Annotated in this window: 6 protein-coding genes and 4 pseudogenes; 2 read left to right on the top strand and 8 right to left on the bottom strand. The window is 63.6% G+C overall.

Annotated features, from left to right (window positions below):
- Positions 1–45: 45 nt before the first annotated feature.
- Positions 46–333, top strand: a pseudogene (locus XpopCFBP1817_RS22735) (lysophospholipase); the annotation flags it as partial.
- Positions 334–359: 26 nt separating this feature from the next.
- On the opposite strand, the pseudogene XpopCFBP1817_RS06885 reads toward XpopCFBP1817_RS22735, so the two are convergent.
- The 8 genes and pseudogenes from XpopCFBP1817_RS06885 to XpopCFBP1817_RS06850 all read right to left on the bottom strand — a co-directional run.
- Positions 360–602, bottom strand: a pseudogene (locus XpopCFBP1817_RS06885) (IS5-like element ISCARN85 family transposase); the annotation flags it as partial.
- Between the two features lie 173 nt (positions 603–775).
- Positions 776–2,959: a 1,4-alpha-glucan branching protein GlgB gene (gene glgB / locus XpopCFBP1817_RS06880; RefSeq protein ID WP_128416548.1), complete on the bottom strand. Its 2,184-nt coding sequence runs from the start codon at positions 2,957–2,959 to the stop codon at positions 776–778.
- Positions 2,960–2,970: 11 nt separating this feature from the next.
- Positions 2,971–6,321, bottom strand: coding sequence for a maltose alpha-D-glucosyltransferase (gene treS / locus XpopCFBP1817_RS06875; protein WP_128416547.1), 3,351 nt, complete (start codon positions 6,319–6,321; stop codon positions 2,971–2,973).
- Positions 6,318–9,434: a maltotransferase domain-containing protein gene (locus XpopCFBP1817_RS06870; protein WP_128416546.1), complete on the bottom strand. Its 3,117-nt coding sequence runs from the start codon at positions 9,432–9,434 to the stop codon at positions 6,318–6,320. The genes treS and XpopCFBP1817_RS06870 overlap by 4 nt, the downstream gene beginning before the upstream one ends.
- A 532-nt stretch (positions 9,435–9,966) precedes the next feature.
- The gene (locus tag XpopCFBP1817_RS23920; RefSeq protein WP_425479073.1) at positions 9,967–10,302 is read right to left on the bottom strand and encodes a GNA1162 family protein; all 336 of its coding nucleotides are present in this window, start codon (positions 10,300–10,302) and stop codon (positions 9,967–9,969) included.
- 38 nt (positions 10,303–10,340) lie between these two features.
- Positions 10,341–10,809: pseudogene (locus tag XpopCFBP1817_RS06860) on the bottom strand (integrase core domain-containing protein); the annotation flags it as partial.
- A gap of 284 nt (positions 10,810–11,093) precedes the next feature.
- Entirely contained in the window at positions 11,094–12,110 is a 1,017-nt protein-coding gene (locus XpopCFBP1817_RS06855; protein ID WP_128416545.1) for a class 1 fructose-bisphosphatase, read from the bottom strand.
- Between the two features lie 349 nt (positions 12,111–12,459).
- Entirely contained in the window at positions 12,460–13,662 is a 1,203-nt protein-coding gene (locus tag XpopCFBP1817_RS06850; protein WP_128416544.1) for an amino acid aminotransferase, read from the bottom strand.
- Between the two features lie 156 nt (positions 13,663–13,818).
- On the opposite strand from XpopCFBP1817_RS06850, the pseudogene XpopCFBP1817_RS06845 reads away from it, so the two are divergent.
- Positions 13,819–15,976, top strand: a pseudogene (locus XpopCFBP1817_RS06845) (TonB-dependent receptor family protein).
- Positions 15,977–15,987: the final 11 nt, after the last annotated feature.

The raw sequence follows: 15,987 nt of genomic DNA, 5'->3' as shown, positions 1-15,987 counted from the left end.
CGCGGCTGACGTCACTGGGATAGCGTGCTCTCATCTCCATATGATCGGATAATTCGGGAAGACTTTGAACGGGCTCTAAGTGATTGCCGCGAATCGGGCACCACGCTTGGCAAGGCACCGGCGCAGCGCCTATCCACGCCAGTCACGCCTGCTGTCGCCGCTGCGCGTGTGCAGGACAATGCGAGTGCCGAGCCGATGGAGCCGATGGGACAGGCAAAGCTTGCGTTTGATTACACGCATCTTGGTGCGGACGGTGCGGATGTGTTTGCAGCGCTTGTCGCTGACGAGTTAGCCAAGCAAGTGCCTGCGTTGCGGCCGCTGGTGATTCCGTGATGTGTGAGTTGTCCGATGAGGGCCTGTTAACCCATCCGAAGCCCATCAACGATCAGGACGAAGCTGAGCAATCCGAAGAACATGACGTCCAGCGTCTCGCAGCGTGAGAAAATCCGGCGGTCGCCTTTTAGGCGACGCAACAGCCTTTCCACTTCGTTTCGCCGCTTGTACATCTCCCGGTGGTACTCCCAGGGCGCGACCCGATTGGACTTGGGCGGGGCCACCGACACGAAGCCAGGATCAAGCGCCAACTGGCGCGTTTCGTTGCCTTATCTCCCTGCCCGATAGTTCAATCGCTCAGGCTATCAGTGTTAACAGGCCTAGATGCCGGGACTGAACACCTAGATGAGGCGTTGGCGGCGTGCTGCTTACCACTCTACGGCGCGCAATCTAACAGGTGCCACACCGCCGGGCCAGCTGCCCGGCGGGTGTGCATGGCATCTCAGCCGTGCGGCGTCAGCACGATAACGCCCAACGGCGGCAACAGCAGCGGCAGCGACTGTTCATGGCCATGCATGGACTGCTGCTCTGCACTCACCACACCGCCATTGCCCAGATTCGTACCGCCGTAAATCCCGGCGTCGCTGTTGAACACTTCGCGCCATTGGCCACTCTGCGGCACGCCGATGCGATACCCGTGCTGCACGATCGGGGTGAAGTTGATTACCACCAGCACCGGCGCATCGCCGCGCTTGCCCTTGCGCAGGAACGCGACCACGCTGTTGGCCGCATCATCGCCCACCACCCACGCAAATCCGGATGGATCGTCGTCGTAGGCATGCAGCGCAGGGTATTCGACATACAGCCGATTCAGATCGCGCACCAGGGTCTGCACACCGCGGTGGCGGGGGTCGTCGAGCAGATGCCACGGGATGCCACCGTCGTGATTCCACTCGGTGGGTTGGCCGAATTCGCAGCCCATGAACAGCAACTTGCGCCCCGGGTGGGTGAACATGAAGCCCAGATACGCACGCAGATTGGCAAAACGCTGCCAATCGTCGCCGGGCATACGGCCCAGCAACGAGCCCTTGCCGTGCACCACTTCGTCATGCGAAATCGGCAGCACGAAGCGCTCCGAATACGCATACACCATGCTGAACGTCAACTCGCCATGGTGATACCGGCGGTAGATCGGATCCAGTGCGGCGTAATGCAAGGTGTCGTGCATCCAGCCCATGTTCCACTTGTAGTGGAAGCCCAGGCCGCCATGCGCCACATCTGCGGAGACACCGGGAAACGCGGTGGATTCTTCGGCAATCATCACCGCACCAGGCGCATGCTCGCGCACCACTTCGTTAAGCCGGCGTAGGAACGCGATGGTCTCGTAGTTCTCGCGTCCACCGTGGATATTGGGCACCCACTCGCCTGCATTGCGGCTGTAATCGCGGTACAGCATCGAGGCCACCGCATCCACGCGCAATCCATCGACATGGAAGCGTTTCAGAAATTCCAATGCGCTTGCGATCAAGAACCCGGACACCTCACGCCGCCCGTGGTTGTAGATCAAGGTATTCCAGTCGCGGTGGAAGCCTTCGCGTGGGTCAGCATGTTCGTACAGCGCCGTGCCGTCGAAATGCGCCAGGCCGTGTGCATCGGTGGGAAAGTGCGCCGGTACCCAATCGACGATCACACCGATGCCGTCGCGATGGCAGCGCTCGACGAAACGGGCGAAGCCATCCGGCGACCCGAAGCGCGCCGTGGGCGCAAACAACCCCAATGGTTGGTAGCCCCACGAGCCACCGAACGGATGTTCGGTCACCGGCATCAGTTCGACATGGGTGAAGCCCATATCGGCCACGTACGGAATCAGGCGATCCGCCAGGCCATCCCAGTCCAGATCCACGCCTTCTTCGCGCAACCAGGAGCCTGCGTGGATCTCGTAGATGCTCATCGGTGCGTCGTGCGCTTGACGGCGTGCGCGTGTGGCCATCCAGCCGTCGTCGCTCCACTGATGCGGCGTGGGATCGGCCACGATCGAGGCAGTGCCCGGCGCAAGCTCTGCACGCCGCGCCACCGGGTCGGCCTTGGCCGGCAATTCGTGCCCATGCGGGCCGCGCAGCTGGTATTTGTAATGCGCACCGGGGCCGACATCGGGAATGAACAATTCCCACACCCCAGACGGGTGACGCAGCCGCATCGGGTGGCGGCGCGCATCCCAACTGTTGAAGTCGCCCACCACCGCCACGCGTGTTGCATTCGGTGCCCACACCGCAAAGCGCGTCCCGCGCACGCCATCGACGTCGATCGCGTTAGCGCCCAGCGCATCGGCTAATTGCAGATGATGGCCTTCGCTGATCAGGTGCAGATCAAACTCGCTCAGTTGTGGCCCGAACGCAAACGGGTCGGCGGTGTCCTGCTCGCCACCGGTCCAGCCGATGCGCAAGCGATAGCCGCCCTGCGCCGGCAACTCACCCGCGAACAGGCCCGGCTCCGGGCCTGCGTCCAGCGCAATGACCTGACCATCGTCGAGCACTGCGTTGACGTAGTTGGCGCCCGGTTGATAGGTGCGCAACACCCGAGCGTTGTCGGTCGGGTGCGCGCCCAGGATGGCGAATGCATCGCCATGGCGTGCCTCGGCCAGGGCGCGGGTTGCGCCGGGATCCCATCGATTGGTCACTGCTGTCATCACTCCACTCATCATGCGTCTCCTGCACCGGTACGTGTGCGTTGCAGGATGCGTCGCAAGCCTTCAATCGGCACCATCAGCCAGCCGGGACGGTTGGCAGCTTCATAGCGCACTTCGTAACAGGCCTTCTCTACCAGGAACAACAACGTGGCCGCGTTGAACGCTGCCGGCGCGATCCACGGATGGGCGCTGGCACCGAGCACGGCATGGTAAGCGTTCAAGAAGGCTTGCGTGGAGCGGCGACGGAACTGCACCAGGAACTCATCCAGATGCGTATCCACGCCCACACCCGCACGTGCCGCAGTGCCCTCTTCGCCGCGTGCCGAGACTTCGCTGGCGTAATCGAGCGAACGCAGGAGGCCGGCCACATCGCGCAGCGGGCTGGCTTTGGCGCGCCGTTCGGACAAGGGCTTTGCCGGCTGGCCTTCGAAGTCGATCAACACCACATCGTCGAAGGCCACCAGGATCTGGCCCAGGTGGAAGTCGCCGTGCACGCGCGTCAACAACGAATCGGCCAGCACGCTCGGTGCCTTGGCGAGCAAGCTATCCAGCTGCGGGCGCTCGGCCAGCACTGCTTCCAGTGCGTCGCGTTCGATCGCATCGTCGCTGCTGGCCAAGCGCGTGTTGACCGTCTCCCACATCTCTTGAACCTGGCGCGCGACGCCGGCCACCACAGCGTTGGCAGCGGGCAGATCGATGCGTTGCGCGACGAAATCCGCGTCGTCGGTATCGCGCGACAAGGCGTCATGCAGTTCGGCCAGGCGCTTGCCGACCACTGCAGCGAACGCGTCGTAACCGGCGATGGCTTCGGCGCGCGATTCGTCGGTTTGCGCGGTGACGTACTCGTCGAAACTGCGGGCCAGATGATCAAGCGTCCAGCGCCAGGCGTCGCCCTGGTTGCGGATGAAGCCCTGCAATAGCGCAATGGTGGTGATGGTGCCCTGCGCATAGATGCGGCTGACGCTACCAAGCAACGGCGCCGCGTTGGCGTAACCTATCTCGGTCAAACGGCGACCGATCTCGATTTCCGGATTGGCGCCGTTGGCCACATGCCGCAGCAGCTTGAACACCGCCTTGTCGGCAACCACCAGCGAGCTGTTGCTCTGTTCGGCCGACAACCAACGGATGTCCGGATCCTGCGGAATATCCAGCGTGGCCAGCGCCGGCGTCGCTTCAAAACGCACCTGTCCCTGTTGCGAGGCATCGTCGCCATCGCGGAACTCCAGCGTGGCAGTGTCGCGCAACGCATCGATCACCCCGCGCACCATCGGCTTGAGCGCGAACGCATCGGTGAGGTAACCCACCTCGCGGCCCTGACGCACACGCGCCAGTGCCAACTGCTCGGCCAAGGTGCTGGGTTGGTCGCGCTCCCACACAATGCCGACCGGCAACATGTAGCTCTCGTGGCGGCCGTCTTCCAGCTCCACTTCGAGCTCCAACAAGCTCATCGGCTCATCGCCAGGCAATGGTGTACGACGCGAGATGCGCACGTTTTTCAGTACCTGATCCTTGGCCGAGAACCAGCGGCGCGCCGACAACCAGGCCGGCAGGATTTCGCTTTCCAACGTGGGCAGATGCGGCAGCAACGCATTGCTCTCGTCGGTATCGCTACGCAGCACCAGCGTGTGGTAATCCGGCAGCGGCACCGGGGTGGGGACATGCCAATCGGGCAAGGTCCCTTCGCTGACCAGCTGGAAGGCGTAGAAGCCGAACGGCGGCACGGTGAGCAGATAGCTCAACCGCCCGACCGGTGGGAAACTACCGCCGCCAATGATATCCACCGGCACGCGGCCTTCGAACTCGGACAGATCCAGCTCCACCGCCTGCAGCGTATGCGACAGATTGGCCACGCACAGCACGGTCTCGTCCTGATAGCAGCGCAGATAGGCCAGCATGCGGCGGTTGCCCGGATACAAAAAGCGCAAGGTACCGCGACCGAAGGCCTGGTAGCGCTTGCGCACGCTGAGCACGCGGCGGGTCCAGGTCAGCAGCGAATGCTGGTCCCGGATCTGCGCTCCCACATTCACTGCCTGGAAGCCATACAACGGGTCCATCACTGGCGGCAACACCAACTGCGCCGGGTCGGCGCGCGAGAAACCGCCGTTACGGTCGATCGACCACTGCATCGGCGTGCGCACACCATCGCGGTCGCCCAGATGGATGTTGTCGCCCATGCCGATCTCATCGCCGTAATACAGCACCGGCGTGCCGGGCATGGTCAGCAACAAGGAGGTCATTAATTCGATACGGCGGCGGTCGCGCTCCAGCAGCGGCGCCAGACGGCGACGGATGCCCAGGTTGATGCGCGCGCGGCGATCGGAGGCATAGGTCTGCCACAGATAATCGCGCTCCGAATCGGTGACCATTTCCAGCGTCAACTCGTCGTGGTTGCGCAGGAAGATCGCCCACTGGCAGCTTTCGGGAATCTCCGGAGTCTGACGCATGATGTCGGTGATCGGGAAGCGGTCTTCGCGCGCGATCGCCATGTACATGCGCGGCATCAGCGGGAAGTGAAACGCCATATGGCATTCGTCGGCGTTCTGGCCGAAATATTGCTGGGTGTCTTCCGGCCACATATTGGCCTCGGCCAGCAGCATGCGGTCCGGGTATTCGGCATCCAGCGTGGCGCGGATCTTGCGCAAAATTGCATGGGTTTCCGGCAGATTCTCGTTGGAGGTGCCGGAGCGCTCGATCAGGTACGGCACCGCATCCAGACGCAAACCATCCACCCCGCGATCCAGCCAGAAGCGCATCACTTCCAGCACCGCTTCCAGTACTGCGGGGTTGTCGAAGTTGAGATCCGGCTGATGCGAGTAGAAACGGTGCCAGAAGTATTGCCCGGCCACCGGGTCCCAGGTCCAGTTGGACTTTTCGGTATCGCAGAAAATGATCCGCGTGCCTTCGTATTGCTGGTCGGTGTCCGACCACACGTAGAAGTCGCGTTCAGGCGAGCCGGCCGGCGCAGTGCGTGCACGCTGGAACCACGCATGCTGATCGGAGGTGTGGTTGATCACCAGCTCGGTGACCACGCGAATACCGCGTGCATGCGCATGCGTCACCAGGTGCTCGAAGTCGGCGATGGTGCCGTAGTCCGGATGCACCGCCATGTATTCGGCAATGTCGTAACCGTCATCGCGGCGCGGGCTGGGGTAGAACGGCAGCAACCAGATGGTGTCCACGCCGAGTTCGGCGATGTAATCCAACTTGGAAATCAGGCCGGGAAAATCGCCGATTCCATCGTCGTTGGAGTCGAAGAACGACTTGACGTGCACCTGATAAATGATCGCGTCTTTGTACCAAAGCTGATCTGCAACCACCGCGGACTGTTCCGCGTCGGCTTGTAACGATGCGACTGCATTCATGCGACCTCTCCTGCGCGGATGCGCCATAACGCGAATGGCCGCGTCGTCTCTAAACGGATGTGCTGCTGCTTACCTTGCCAGGTGAAGCGATGGCCGTCCCACAGATCGTCCACCGCCACGCTGGCGTGATCGGGCAGGCCCAACTCCCACAATGGAATTTCGATACCGGCATCCTGCGCGGCATTGGGGTCCAGATTGATCGCCACCAACACCATGCTGCGGCTGCGCGACAGGTAACTGGCGTCCAGAAACTTGCCGAAATACAGCACCTGATCGTTATGCGCCTGATAAAAGCGCGTGCCTAGGTGCGACTGCAGCTCGGGATGCAGGCGGCGCAGCTGATTGAAACGGGTGATCTCATCGACGATGTCGCCAGGCGCACGTTCGGGCCAGGCGCGTAGCTGGAATTTCTCCGAGTCCAGATACTCCTCCTTGCCCGGCGCCAGCGGAGTTGCCTCGCATAGCTCGAAGCCTTGATACATGCCCCACAGGCCCGACAATGTCGTCGCCAGCGCGGTACGGATCAGATGCCCGTTGCGTCCGCTGGTCTGCAGGAACAGCGGATTGATGTCCGGCGTGTTGACGAAGAAATGCGGGCGGAAGCACTCGCGTGGCACGCCCTGGTTCAACTCTTCCACGTACTCCTGCAATGCCTGCTTGTGGTTGCGCCAGGTGAAGTAGGTATAGGACTGCGAAAAACCGCACTTGGCCAGGCGGTACATCATCTTCGGCCGGGTGAAGGCTTCGGACAAAAATACCACGTCCGGCCGGCGCCCACGCACATCGGCAATCAGCCACTCCCAGAACGGAAACGGCTTGGTATGCGGGTTGTCAACGCGGAACAGCGTGACGCCCTCGTTGACCCAGAACAGCACCGCATCGCGCAGCGTGTTCCACAGATCGGGCACCGCACCGCTGGCGTAGAAGTCGACGTTGACGATGTCCTGGTATTTCTTCGGCGGGTTCTCCGCATACGGAATCGAGCCGTCCGCGCGCCAGGTGAACCAGTCCTTGTGATCGCGCAGCCATGGGTGGTCCGGCGCGCACTGGATTGCGAAATCCAGAGCCACTTCCAGCCCATGCGCACGCGCGGCCTGGATCAAGCGGCGGAAGCCCTCCAGCCCGCCGAGTTCGGCATGCACGTCGGTATGCCCACCATCGATCGCGCCAATTGCATACGGACTGCCCGGTGCGCCTTCGACAGCGGTGACCGCGTTATTAGGGCCCTTGCGGTTTTTCGCGCCGATCGGATGGATCGGCGGCATGTACAGCACGTCGAAGTTCATCGCGCGAATATGCGCCAGTCGCTCGATCACATCGTCGAAGGTGCCGTGCTTGTGCACATCGCCGCTTTGCGAACGAGGGAACAATTCGTACCAGCTTGCGAAATGCGCCGCGCGACGTTCGGACTCCACCCGGAAGGTCACCGGGTATTCGGAGCGGAACGGCTTGTCGTCGGCCGATGCCATGGCCTGCGCGGTGTCCGGCTCCAGCACGATCGCAAGCTGCTGCAGCGGCTCGCTCTGCGCACCGATGCGGGTGAGGGCAGCCTGCAAGCGCTCGGCCAGCGCGCTTGTGCTGCGTGCATGCGCGGCCTGCACCACGGCCACAGCCTCCTGCACATCCACCGGTAGCACTGTGTTGGCGGCGCGCTTCTTTTCCAGATCCGCATGCAAGGTGGCGAACACATCGCGCCAGCCCTCCACACGGAACTCATAGGTACCGATGCGCTCCAGCGGGAACTCCGCACGCCAGCGATCATTGCCCAATGCACGCATCGGCGCGCTGGCCCAGGTCTTGGCATCGGCCGGGCGCCACAGCACCGCCACCGCAAGGCGGTCGTGCCCATCGCAGAACGCATCGGCCTCTACACAGATGCGGTCCCCGACTGTGCGCTTGACCGGGAAGCGGCCATTATCGACCGACGGCGTCACCGATTCGATGCACACGCGCTCCCATGCGGCCGCCGTCTGCGCACGCGGGCGCATGCGCGGCACCGCCAGCACATGCCGTGCCGGCACACTGCGATATACGCGCACTTCGCCTGGCTCCAGCGCTTCCAGCGTCGCCCCAGACAGCCTGCTGCCATCTTCGCCCACCAGCGCTTCGGCATCGCCCAGCAGACGCAGCAGATCCGGTGCGGGCACCGGCACTACATGGTTGGCATCGCCATTGATCAACAGCAACGTCGGCAGGCCACCAAGCGGTTCCACCGCCACGGCAGTGAGCCCGGTGGCTTCGCGCAATAGCGGGCGCAGCCGCAGGCCGGCATTGCTGGTCGGCACGCTATCGGTGGCGCGGATGGAAGATGGCACTGCATCGAGCTGCGCAGCGTTCAACAACCACGCCCCGCCCAATGCCTGCGCCAGTTGCCAATGCTGCTCGGGCTTGGCTGCACGATTGCCATCGGGCGCATCCAGCACCGCAACGACCTGCGCTGCGAGCGCGCGCAAGGCGGTGTCTTCATCGAAGAACCAGCTGCTGCGCCCATCCCACCAGGCCAGCGAGGAGAACCCCGCATCGAACCCGGCACCGGCCAGCTGCTGCAAGCCCCCTATGCCCAGACCCGGCGTCCACGCCGCAAACACCACCTCCGGTGCCTGCGCATGGACGCGTGTAATCAGCTCGCGCCAGCGCTGCGCCGGCACCTGCTGCGGCTGCAACAGGCGGAAGCCGGCGACACCTTGCGCGGCCCAGTCCAGCAAGCGCGCGCTCCACCACTCCACCAGCGCCGCGCCTTCCTGCGCATAGGCAAAGCGCGCCTCGGCCACTTCCGGCGTCGCACGCGGCTGACGCGGATCCGGCACCGCCGTGCTGCGTGCGCGGAACCACTGCGGGTTCTCGCGCACCACCGCACTGGCCCCGCCTACTTCGTCCAGCCGCACATCGAGCAGCAGCTTCACGCCAGCGCGTTGCGCCGCCTGCACAAGCTCAGCTAGGCGAGCTGCGTCGGCCTCGCTGCCGCTGGCGACTTCGCTCAACCGGCCTTCTGCATCCCGCTCGAACGGCGGCGGCGCCACCACGTAGTGACAGCCTGCTTCGCGCGCCGCTACGCAGCGCTGCTCCAGCCAGGCGTGCTCGTTGGTTGTTTCGTTGAGTACACAGATCCGCATGTCGCCTCCTAGCAGACCACGGCGCGAACACGCGCCGTGACGATGGCAGCAACGCGGCTCGAACTACCCCGCAGATCCACAGGCGCTCGCTCACCACGCACCAGTCCAACTTCCGTCCAGATCGCCCCCTGCCTACCCGCCGCCTGGCCAATTTTTCCTACTCTCACTGAACTCATGCGCAACTCCGAAACGATTCTTGACCCATGCAGTCAAGCACCGTCACTGCAAATTTCATGTGTCGGTCGAATTGACGAAAATCAAACAAGCGCGGCTGTGGTGAACCGGCCGCGTGACAGCGCTCATGGAAACGCGCGCTTCAACCACGTGACGTGTAACAAGCGATGCGCCTATGCGCGCATGAAACGCGTACCAACTTGAAGATCGCATCAAAGCATTCGTTCGCACCAGCATTGGGCAAAAGCGAACGCATGTTCGCCTGGAAGTGACGGCGCATCCGGATTGCTTGCACACGGTGGCAACCCCAGTCTTCACCTGAGTGCTGCCTATTGCTTGCCTTCACTGGACGAATGCGCTACCGCATTGAAGCGGCAGCGCATTCGTCAGCATCAGTCGGTGCCGTACTTCGGGTTATACGGGCCGTATAGCAGTCCACCGGAATGGCCGGTGGAGAGCAATCGCTGACTTGCGAGGTTGCCGATCCGATGGCTACGATCAGTGACCTGAACGTTTCGTACACCGGCGCCAGCGGCATGACGTCATACCCTGCTTCGGCCAACGGCAACGTCGTCACCGACAGCACACTCAAGCCTGCATCCTCGTCTGGTGCATGGCTCAAAGGCGGCAGCACAAGAATGGAGCGTGGCTTGCTGGCTCTGTACGCGGTGTCATCGCGTGATACAGGCTGGATTGCACACGACGTCCCCCCGCCCTGAGTAGCGGTCAGGTTTAGAGTCCGGGGGGAATGATATCGGTGTTGGCCGGCTGTTGGGCATAAGCAGCCGGTGTCATGCCGCCGAGTGCATTCTTGGGCCGGTCTTCGTTATATGCGCGTCGCCAGCGTTCGATCTCGGTGCGCGCATGCAGCAGTGTTGCGAACCAGTGCTCGTTGAGGCATGCGTCGCGTCGCCGGCCGTTGAACGATTCGACGTAGGCGTTCTGGTTTGGCGTGCCGGGCTGGATGAGCCGTAGCTGCACACCACGGGCATGCGCCCAGGCGACCATCGCCTTGCCGCACACCTCCTTGCCGTTGTCAGTGCGGATCACTTGCGGCCAACCACGTCTGATGGCCAGCCGGTCGAGTACGCGCGTCACCCCGTCGCCAGAGAATCACGCGTTACACGTCGATGGCGAGCGCGTCGTGTGTTGCATCATCCACGATCACCAGGCACTTGATGACGCGGCCTTCGGCCGTCCAGTTGCTGCCCAAAGGAGCGGACCTGCCTGGCGTCAGTCAGCACTACCTCACTCGCATCGCCTGACTGATGAACACCCGTCCACGGAAAACCCTGGACTGGACAACACCCAGCGAGGCGATGGAAGAAGAACTCGCAACGTTCGCATCACGTGTTGCACTTGAGTCTTGAGACCGCCCAACCTTGACCAGAGTATTCAAATGCACTGGCTTTACACTTTTACAAAATTGCACCCAAGAAAACTTGGGTGCAATAGGCTGACTGAATTATTCGAAAGGCTAAAAATTCAGCCCTGCGCCTTGTCAAACTCCAGGTGATACCGCGTGGCTTCATTTACCTCATTCTTCGAGCCCAAGAACACCGGCACGCGCTGATGCAGCTGGGTCGGCTGGATGTCCACAATGCGCTCGCGCCCCGTGGTCGCCGCACCGCCGGCCTGTTCCACCAACATGCTCATTGGGTTGGCTTCGTACATTAGGCGCAGCTTACCGGGCTTGGTGGCGTCTTTCTTGTCCCAGGGGTAGATGAAGATGCCGCCGCGGGTGAGGATGCGGTGCACGTCAGCAACCATGCTGGCGATCCAGCGCATGTTGAAGTCCTTGCCGCGGGTGCCGTCCTTGCCGGCCAGCAAATCGCCCACGTAGGCCTGCATGGCCGGTTCCCAGTGGCGCTGGTTGGACATGTTGATGGCGTATTCGGCGGTGTCGTCGGGCACGCGCATGTTGGCCTGGGTCAGCAGGAAGCTGCCCTCTTCGCGCTCCAGGGTGAAGGCGTGGGTGCCGTGGCCGAGCGTGAGCACCAGCATCGTGCTGGGGCCGTAGATGCAGTAGCCGGCAGCGACCTGCTTGGTGCCCGGCTGCAGGAAGTGCTCGTCGCCAGGCTTTTCGGTGCTTTCCGGGGCACGCAGCACCGAGAAGATGGTGCCGACCGAGACGTTGACGTCGATGTTGGAGCTGCCGTCGAGCGGATCGAACAACAGCAGGAAGTCGCCGCTGGGGTATTGGTCGGGCACCGGTTGGCTGTGATCCATTTCTTCGGATGCGCACGCGGCCAGGTGGCCACCCCAGGCGTTGGCTTCGAGCAGGATGTCGTTGCTGAGCACGTCGAGCTTCTTCTGCGCCTCGCCCTGCACGTTGCCGGTGCCGGCATCGCCAAGCACGCCGCCCAGGGCACCCTTGCTCACGGCGATGGAGATGCGCTTGCAGGCGCGCGAGACGATAGTGATCAGCTGGCGCAATTCCGCATCGATACGGCCGGCGTGTTGCTCTTCGATCAGGAAGCGGGTCAGCGAGGGACGCGACATGGGAACGGGCAGCCTGTGTAGTAAGTGGTCCGCCATTGTCGCCATTGTGCCGTTAGATTTCGATCACTGGATGTGCGTTTTGCAGCGTCGCTGATCGAATATGTGCCAATACTCGGCAGGAATTGGGTGGGNCCCCCCCCCCCCGCAGGCGTGGGAAGGGAGCAGTGAGGACACGGTCGTGGACAGCTTGCGTGCCAATACGCTTACGAAACGCGGGTTGGGGGTGCTTGACGCACCTGTGCTTTAGGCATCTTCCACAGCGGGTCGTTCGAAGCAGCGCCGCCTGCGGGCATAAAAAAACCGGGAGGCTTGCGCGCTCCCGGTTTGGCATCTCACCCAACCGCTGCGGTCACATGCGGCTGACGGTCGCCACGGCCTGTGCCACGTAATCCAGATTGCGCTGGCTCAGTGCGGCCACGCAGATACGGCCGGTGCCGACGGCGTAGATCGCAAACTCGTCGCGCAGGCGGTCCACCTGCGTTCTGGTCAGGCCCGAGTACGAGAACATGCCGGCCTGGCGCTGGATGAAGTCGAACTCCGGCGCGCCCAGCGTGGCGAGCTTGGCGACCAGGCCTGCGCGCAGGGCGTGGATGCGCTCGCGCATCTCGGTGAGCTCTTGCTCCCACAGATCACGCAGCTCCGGGCTGGTCAGCACGCCGGCCACCAGGGCGGCGCCGTGCGTGGACGGGCTGGAGTAGATCGTGCGGATGATGCGCTTGACCTGCGACTGCACCGCCTTGGCTTCGGCGGCGGTGGCCGAGACCACCGACAACGCGCCAACGCGCTCGCCATACAGCGAGAACGACTTGGAATACGAGCTGGCGACCACGTAGCTGTCGATGCCTTCGGCGGCCAGCAGGCGCACCGCATACGCATCGGCCTCGATGCCCTTGTCGAAGCCCTGGTAGGCGATGTCGACGAACGGGAACAGGTTGCGCTCCTTCAACACCCAGGCGACCTGCTTCCACTGGTCCTTGGTCAGGTCGGCGCCAGTCGGGTTGTGGCAACAGGCGTGCAGCAGCACCACCGTGCCCGGCTCCAGCTTGGCCAGATCGGCGAGCATGCCGTCGAAGTTCAGGCCATGGCTGACGGCGTCGAAGTAGGTATAATCCACAACCTCGAAGCCGGCCGCGCCGAATACCGCGCGATGGTTTTCCCAACTCGGGTTGCTGATGGCGATGGTGGAGGTGGGCAGCAGCTTCTTGAGCAGGTCCGCGCCCACGCGCAATGCGCCGCTGCCGCCAACGGTCTGCGAGGTCGCAACGCGGCCGGACGCCACCAGCGCCGACTCGGCGCCGAACAGCAGCTCCTGGGTGGCCTTGTCGTAAGCGGCCAGGCCGTCGATGGGCAGATAGCCGCGCGGTTTGGCCTCCAGCGCGAGCTGCTGCTCGATCTTGTGCACGGCGCGCAACAGCGGGATGCGCCCGTTTTCGTCGTAATAAATACCCACACCCAGGTTGACCTTGTTGGGGCGGCTATCGGCGTTATAGGCCTCGGTCAGGCCCAGGATGGGGTCACCTGGAACCTGTTCCACATTTGCAAAGAAGGACACGGCATGACTCGCTGAAGGACGAAAGAGTGAGGGACTTCCGGGTGCTTGACCGCGGCTGGGTCAAACCGCTTCATCGTAGCAGGGCATGGCGGGCGTAGCATGCTTGGTTCCGTACGCAACAATGCGCTCGCCGTACGGATGAGGGACACTACGCCCATGCCCAGACTCCCCTTGTTGGCCGCCGCGTGCGGCCTGTTCGCGACGAGCGCTGCGCCGCTCGCCCTGGCCGCCGACACGGCGCCGTCGTCTAAACCGATCCAGCGCTTGCCCACCGTGCAGGTGGACGCCGCGCGCGTGCGCGGGGTGGACGACTTCGATCTGCCGGCCTCGTTCACCGTGGTGGCGGCCGATGCCGACAACCGCCGCGGCGCGCAGGTGTCCGAGCTGCTCGACGGTATCCCCGGACTGGTGGCGCGCGACCGCCAGAACTACGCGCAGGACACTCAGCTGTCGATCCGCGGCTTCGGCGCGCGCTCCACTTTCGGCGTGCGCGGCGTGCGGCTGCTGGTCGACGGCATTCCGGCCACCATGCCCGATGGCCAGGGCCAGCTCTCGCACTTCAACGTGCTGGGCGCGGCGCGTGTGGAAGTGCTGCGTGGGCCGTTCTCGGCGCTGTACGGCAACTCGTCGGGCGGCGTGCTGCAGCTATGGAGCGCCGACGGCAAGCCGGGCGATCCGTGGCGACTGCGTGCCACCTACGGCAGCAACGCCACCGTCAATGTGGGCGCGCAATTGCTCGGCCAACAGGGCGCGGTGCACTACAACCTGGCCGCCAATCATTTCCAAACCGACGGCTTCCGTGACCACAGCCGCGCCAAGCGCGATTCGGTCAACGCCAAGCTCGGTTTCGATCTGGCCGAGGGCAGCCGGCTGGAGTTGGTGCTCAATGCTCTGGATGCGCCGGATGCGCAGGATCCACTGGGCTTGAGTCGCGCCCAGTTCAACGCCGACCCGGCGCAGGCCACCTCGGTGGCGACCCAGTTCAACACCCGCAAATCGGTGCGCCAATCGCAGGCCGGCGCGATCTTCACCCAGCAGTTCGACAGCCAGACCCTGCGCCTGATGGCTTACGGCGGGCAGCGCAGCGTGGAGCAGTTTCTGGCGATTCCGGTGGCGGTGCAGCGCAACCCGCTGCACTCGGGCGGGGTGATCGATCTGGACAGCAATTATGGAGGCGCCGATGCACGTTGGGCCTGGCAGGGGCAGGCTATGGGCCGGCCGCTGCAATTGACCGTGGGTGCCAACGTCGATCGCCAGCGTCAGCACCGTACCGGTTACGAAAACTTCGTCGGCGACATGCTGGGCGTCAAAGGCGCGTTGCGCCGCAACCAGCGCGATCAGGTCGAAAACGTGGACCAGTTTGCGCAGCTGTGGTGGCAGTGGAGCGATCGCTGGTCGGCATTGATCGGCGTGCGCCATAGCGAGGTGCGCTTTGAGTCCGACGACCACTACATCGTCGGGCGCAATCCAGACGACAGCGGCCAGCGTGATGATTCGGCGACCACGCCGGTGGCCGGCATCGTGTTCCGCGCCGACGACGATCTGCGTTTCTACGCATCGGTGGGACGCGGCTTTGAAACGCCGACCTTCAACGAGTTGGGCTATCGCAACGATGGTGGCGCCGGTCTGGCGCCGGTCTGGCGCCGGTCTGGCGCTGGATCTGCGCGCCGCCAAGAGCCGCAATGTTGAGGTCGGCAGCAAATGGCGCGCGCAAAGCGGCGCAGCGCTGGAGTTGGCGTTGTTCCGCGCCGACACCGACGACGAGCTGGCGGTGGCCAGCAACACCAACGGACGCAGCACCTTTCGCAATATCGGTGCGACCCGCCGCCAGGGCGCGGAGCTCAGTTGGAATCAACCGGTGGGAGACACTCAGCAAGTGCAGCTGGCCTACACCTTCGTCGATGCCACTGTGCGCGATGGCTATCTCACCTGTGCCAGCAGCGGCTGCGCCACCCCCACCGCGGCGGTGACCAGCGGCGCCCGCCTGCCCGGAGTGCCACGTCAGCAATTGTTTGCGCGTTGGCAATGGCAGCCGTTGCAATGGCAATTCGCCGCCGAATCGGTGGTGTCCGACGCCACCGTGGTCAACGATCTGGCCACCGAGCGCGCGCCTGGCTATGCGCTGATCAATCTGGAAGCCTCCAAGCGCTGGATCACCACACTTGGTGGGCTGCGCACCTTCGCACGCATCGACAATGTGCTGGACCGGCAATACGTCGGCTCGGTGATCGTCAACGACGGCAACGGGCGCTATGACGAGCCGGGTCCGGACCGCACGTATACGGTGGGGCTGCAGTGGGATTTTGGGGGTTGAGTCGGTGCCGC

The organism is Xanthomonas populi, from assembly GCF_002940065.1.
Lineage (GTDB): Bacteria > Pseudomonadota > Gammaproteobacteria > Xanthomonadales > Xanthomonadaceae > Xanthomonas > Xanthomonas populi.
Note: the sequence above shows the minus strand (reverse complement) of the source record. Positions and strands in the feature narration are given on the sequence as shown.

Excerpts from the sequence above, each read along its gene's own strand:
- glgB (WP_128416548.1), bottom strand. The coding sequence starts at position 2,959 with ATGACAGCAGTGACCAATCGATGGGATCCCGGCGCAACCCGCGCCCTG.
- treS (WP_128416547.1), bottom strand. The coding sequence starts at position 6,321 with ATGAATGCAGTCGCATCGTTACAAGCCGACGCGGAACAGTCCGCGGTG.
- XpopCFBP1817_RS06870 (WP_128416546.1), bottom strand. The coding sequence starts at position 9,434 with ATGCGGATCTGTGTACTCAACGAAACAACCAACGAGCACGCCTGGCTG.
- XpopCFBP1817_RS06855 (WP_128416545.1), bottom strand. The coding sequence starts at position 12,110 with ATGTCGCGTCCCTCGCTGACCCGCTTCCTGATCGAAGAGCAACACGCC.